The following is a 4,282-nucleotide window of genomic DNA, read 5'->3' on the forward strand; positions in this document are numbered from 1 at the left end:
CCCCGTCGGGCTACGGCTACCCGCCCCCGGTGACCGCAGCCCCGGGCCAGGAGTTCCGCCTACCCCCACAGGGCCCACAGTTCATCGGCCGCTGACGGGGCGAAGCCCCCCGTCAGGGGCGTGGGGCTGTATCGATATGCGGCTCCGCCGCGTGGGCGCGATCAACCACACACGGACCCGCGGCCGCCACACGCCCCAAGGCCCCGAGCTCCCAGGCGCCCCGGCCAAGACCCAGCGTCAGCGCTCCGCCTTGGTCTTGTATCCGCGGCCCCACTGCAGCCCCCACCCGAACAACCGATCAAGCTCAGCCTGAAACCCGTAGACGAACTTCACCTCACGCCGAACCCAGATCTCGCCCTTCACGTTCTCGATCATCACCACCGCACACGACCGGGCCTGCGGATGCCGCTCGTCGAGACCTATCTCGATCCGCGGCCCGTTGCTCGGATACAGCGTGACGATCGCATGCGTACGGTCGAACGCCGGCGTCTGGTCATAGATGTACACGAAGACCAGCAACCGCTTGATGTTCTCCTTGTGATCCAGGTTGACGTAGATCGTCTCCCCGGACGCCGACCCGAACCGGTCGTCCCCGCTGAGCTTCACATACGGCGGCGCGTTGACGTCCCCGAGGAACCCGCCCAGCGGCTGGACGACCCCCTTCGTCCCGTCGGTCAGCTCGTACAGCGCCCCGAGGTCGAGGTCGACGTTGACCATGCTCTGGCTGTGCCCGAGCACCTCCGGCGGCTTGAGCGCCTTGAACGGATGCCGCAGCAGGCTCTCCCGCTGTGAGCCCCCGATGTCGGACGTCCGCATCCGCCAGGTCAGGTTGATCCGCAGATGCCCGGTGGCGGCGCCCTGCTTGGTGAGGGAGACCCGGTCGTGCCGTTTCGTCAGTTCGATCGAGTTCGATGACGCGCTGCCCGAGTCGAACTCGGCCGCCCGGCCACGCCAGAGTCCGTCCAAGAAGCCCATTCCGCCCCCACGTCCCACACGAAAGACCTGCGTTCACTGGAAAAACCGGCGGGGCGGCCGGAGGCCCGGCCGCCCCGCTGAGAGCGTTCCTCAACCGCAGGGGTGTCACACCCCGGACGAGACCTCGGTCTTGTCGTCCGAGGCCTCAGCTTTTCCCTCGGCGGCCGCCAGCGCGCGGTTGCGGCGCACCGAGGACAGGAAGGACCAGCCGATCAGGATCACGCCGATCGAGCCGGTGATGAGCTCGTGGATCTCGTACTGGATGGTGACCAGCAGGATCATGGCGAGGGCGCCGATCGCGTAGTGCGCGCCGTGCTCCAGGTAGACGTACTCGTCGAGGGTGCCCTGGCGCACCAGGTAGACGGTCAGCGACCGGACGTACATCGCGCCGATACCGAGGCCGAGGGCCATCAGGACGATGTCGTTGGTGATGGCGAAGGCGCCGATCACACCGTCGAAGGAGAAGGACGCGTCCAGGACCTCCAGGTAGAGGAACATGAAGAACGCGGCCTTGCCGGCCATGGCGACCGCGGTGCGGGGCTTGCCGGAGCGCGCGGCCTCTTCCTCCTCCTCGTGCTCGCGTTCCTCCTCTTCTTCGAGCTTGTCCTCGAAGTAGCCGGAGAGACCGCCGACGATCATGTAGGTGATCAGGCCCGCGATACCGGACAGCAGGACCGTCTCCGCCTTGTCGACATGGGTCCCGCCGTGCTGGTGGGCGTTGGTCGCGAAGGTCATCGCGCTGATGAGCAGCACGATCAGGGCGATGCAGACGGACAGCATGTCGATCTTGCCGAGCTTGGCCAGCGGGCGCTCCAGCCAGCCGAGCCACTTGATGTCCCGGTCCTCGAAGATGAAGTCCAGGAAGATCATCAGCAGGAACATGCCACCGAACGCGGCGATGGCCGGGTGGGCGTCGGTGACGAGCTGCTGGTACTGGTCCTTGTCGCTGAGGGCGAGGTCGACGGCCTCGATCGGCCCGAGCTGGGCGCTGATGGCGACGATGACGACCGGGAAGACCAGGCGCATGCCGAAGACGGCGATCAGGATGCCGATGGTGAGGAAGATCTTCTGCCAGAAGGCATTCATCTTCTTCAGGATCCCGGCGTTGACCACCGCGTTGTCGAAGGACAGCGAGATCTCGAGGACGGAGAGGATCGCCACGACGCCGAAGGCGGTCCACCCCCCGAAGAGGACCGCCGCAACCAGGCCGAGCGCGGTGACCGCGAACGACCAACCGAAGGTTTTCAGAACCACTGGCTACCCAATCCTGTGTGTACGGGGCTCCCCCGCGCCGCACTCGGCTTTACGAACTTTTGAAGCCGAAGTCTAGTTCGGCACCTCTTCGCACCCCACCCGGGCCCGGCTTTTGCTCATATCGCGTTATGAGACGTTGACCCCGAAGTCGAGCGCGATGCCCCGCAGACCCGAGGCATACCCCTGTCCCACCGCACGGAACTTCCATTCGCCCTGGTAGCGGTAGACCTCGCCGAAGATCATGGCGGTCTCGGTGGAGGCGTCCTCGCTCAGGTCGTAGCGGGCGAGTTCCTGGCCGTCGGCCTGGTTGACCACGCGGATGAAGGCGTTGCTCACCTGACCGAAGGTCTGGCCGCGCTCGTCGGCCATATGGATCGAGACGGGGAAGACGATCTTGTCGCAGTGGGCGGGCACCTTGGAGAGGTCGATCAGCAGCGACTCGTCGTCGCCGTCGCCCTCGCCGGTGAGGTTGTCCCCGGTGTGCTCCACCGAGCCGTCCGGGCTCTTGAGCTGGTTGTAGAAGACGAACCACTCGTCGCCCAGGACGCGTCCGCCGTTGCACATCAGGGCGCTGGCGTCGAGGTCGAAGGGGGCTCCGGTGGTGGAGCGCGCGTCCCAGCCGAGCCCGATCATCACCTGGGTGAGATTGGGTGCGGCCTTGGACAGGGAGACGTTTCCTCCCTTGGCGAGCGTGACGCCCATGTGCTGGTCCTCCCCGCGTGTTGCTTCTTTGGTTGTCCTGCGCATCCGGCGCCGCACCCAAACGAATGCGGCGCCGGACTCAGCCAGTGGTGTCCTGGACGGTCACCCCTCGGATCGAACTCAGACGTTGACGCCGAAGTCCTGCGCGATGCCGCGCAGACCCGACGCGTAGCCCTGGCCGATGGCGCGGAACTTCCACTCCGCGCCGTGCCGGTACAGCTCGCCGAAGACCATCGCGGTCTCGGTGGACGCGTCCTCCGAGAGGTCGTAGCGCGCGATCTCGGCGCCGCCGGCCTGGTTGACGACGCGGATGAACGCGTTGCGCACCTGGCCGAAGGACTGCTGGCGGTTCTCGGCGTCGTAGATCGAGACCGGGAAGACGATCTTCTCCACGTCGGCCGGGACGCCCGCGAGGTTGACCTTGATCTGCTCGTCGTCGCCCTCACCCTCACCGGTGAGGTTGTCGCCGGTGTGCTCGACGGAGCCGTCGGAGCTCTTGAGGTTGTTGAAGAAGACGAAGTTCGCGTCGCTGCCGACCTTGCCCTCCGGGTTCAGAAGCAGCGCGCTGGCGTCCAGGTCGAAGTCGGTGCCGGTCGTGGTGCGGACGTCCCACCCCAGACCGACGATGACCGCAGTGAGGCCCGGGGCCTCCTTGCTCAGTGATACGTTGCCGCCCTTGCTGAGGCTGACTCCCACGAGTCCTCCATTGGTTTCCAGGGGCGGGGAGCCCCGCCGTGCGTTTGATATCGGATCAACGACTCGATCCTAGTGACGGGTTCCCGTGGCTCGCATGCCTTGGTACCGAAGAATCAGAGGGTGTCGAGCGCCTTGACGTACTCGTTCAGGTCGCGCGCGTCCGGCAGGGCGTTGACGACGGTCCAGCGGACGACACCCTCCTTGTCGATGACGAAGGTGCCGCGCACCGCGCAGCCCTTGTCCTCGGCGAAGACGCCGTAGGCACGGCTGGCCTCGCCGTGCGGCCAGAAGTCGCTGAGCAGCGGGTACTCCAGGCCCTCCTGCTCGGCGAAGACGCGCAGGGTGTGGATGGAGTCGTTGGAGACGGCGAGCACCTGCGTGTCGCGGTCGGAGAACTTCGGCAGGTTGTCACGCACCTCGCACAGCTCGCCGGTGCACACGCCGGTGAAGGCGAACGGGTAGAAGAGCAGGACGACGTTCTTGGAACCGCGGAAGTCCGAGAGCTTCACGGTCGCGCCGTGGTTGTCCTTGAGCTCGAAGTCGGGGGCCTTGTCGCCGACCTGGATCGCCATCGTCGTAGATGTCCCTTCGTGGGTCTGTTCGGGTGGAACCCACCCTACGCAGCGATCATCGGGGGGTGTGCGGGAGCCGGGGG

5 protein-coding genes and 1 pseudogene are annotated in these 4,282 nt (G+C 66.3%); 1 reads left to right on the top strand and 5 read right to left on the bottom strand.

The annotated features are described in order from the left end of the window. A pseudogene (locus tag L0P92_RS42565) lies at window positions 1–95 on the top strand (TerD family protein); the annotation flags it as partial. A gap of 142 nt (window positions 96–237) precedes the next feature. On the opposite strand, the gene L0P92_RS42570 reads toward L0P92_RS42565, so the two are convergent. The 5 genes from L0P92_RS42570 to L0P92_RS42590 form a co-directional block, all read right to left on the bottom strand. After that, a complete protein-coding gene (locus L0P92_RS42570) occupies window positions 238–975 on the bottom strand; it encodes a TerD family protein (protein ID WP_234768506.1) in 738 nt (245 codons plus the stop codon). 105 nt (window positions 976–1,080) lie between these two features. Further along, on the bottom strand, window positions 1,081–2,229 hold the full coding sequence (locus L0P92_RS42575) for a DUF475 domain-containing protein (protein WP_234768507.1): 1,149 nt from the start codon (window positions 2,227–2,229) through the stop codon (window positions 1,081–1,083). Between the two features lie 126 nt (window positions 2,230–2,355). Continuing rightward, window positions 2,356–2,931: a TerD family protein gene (locus tag L0P92_RS42580; RefSeq protein ID WP_217206106.1), complete on the bottom strand. Its 576-nt coding sequence runs from the start codon at window positions 2,929–2,931 to the stop codon at window positions 2,356–2,358. Between the two features lie 120 nt (window positions 2,932–3,051). Then, window positions 3,052–3,627 (bottom strand): TerD family protein, encoded by a 576-nt coding sequence (locus tag L0P92_RS42585; protein ID WP_030054588.1) that lies wholly within the window; start codon window positions 3,625–3,627, stop codon window positions 3,052–3,054. A 113-nt stretch (window positions 3,628–3,740) separates the two neighbouring features. Continuing rightward, on the bottom strand, window positions 3,741–4,199 hold the full coding sequence (locus L0P92_RS42590) for a peroxiredoxin (RefSeq protein ID WP_234768508.1): 459 nt from the start codon (window positions 4,197–4,199) through the stop codon (window positions 3,741–3,743). Window positions 4,200–4,282 lie beyond the last annotated feature (83 nt).

It is taken from the genome of Streptomyces muensis (assembly GCF_021474425.1).
Classification (GTDB): Bacteria; Actinomycetota; Actinomycetes; order Streptomycetales; family Streptomycetaceae; genus Streptomyces; species Streptomyces muensis.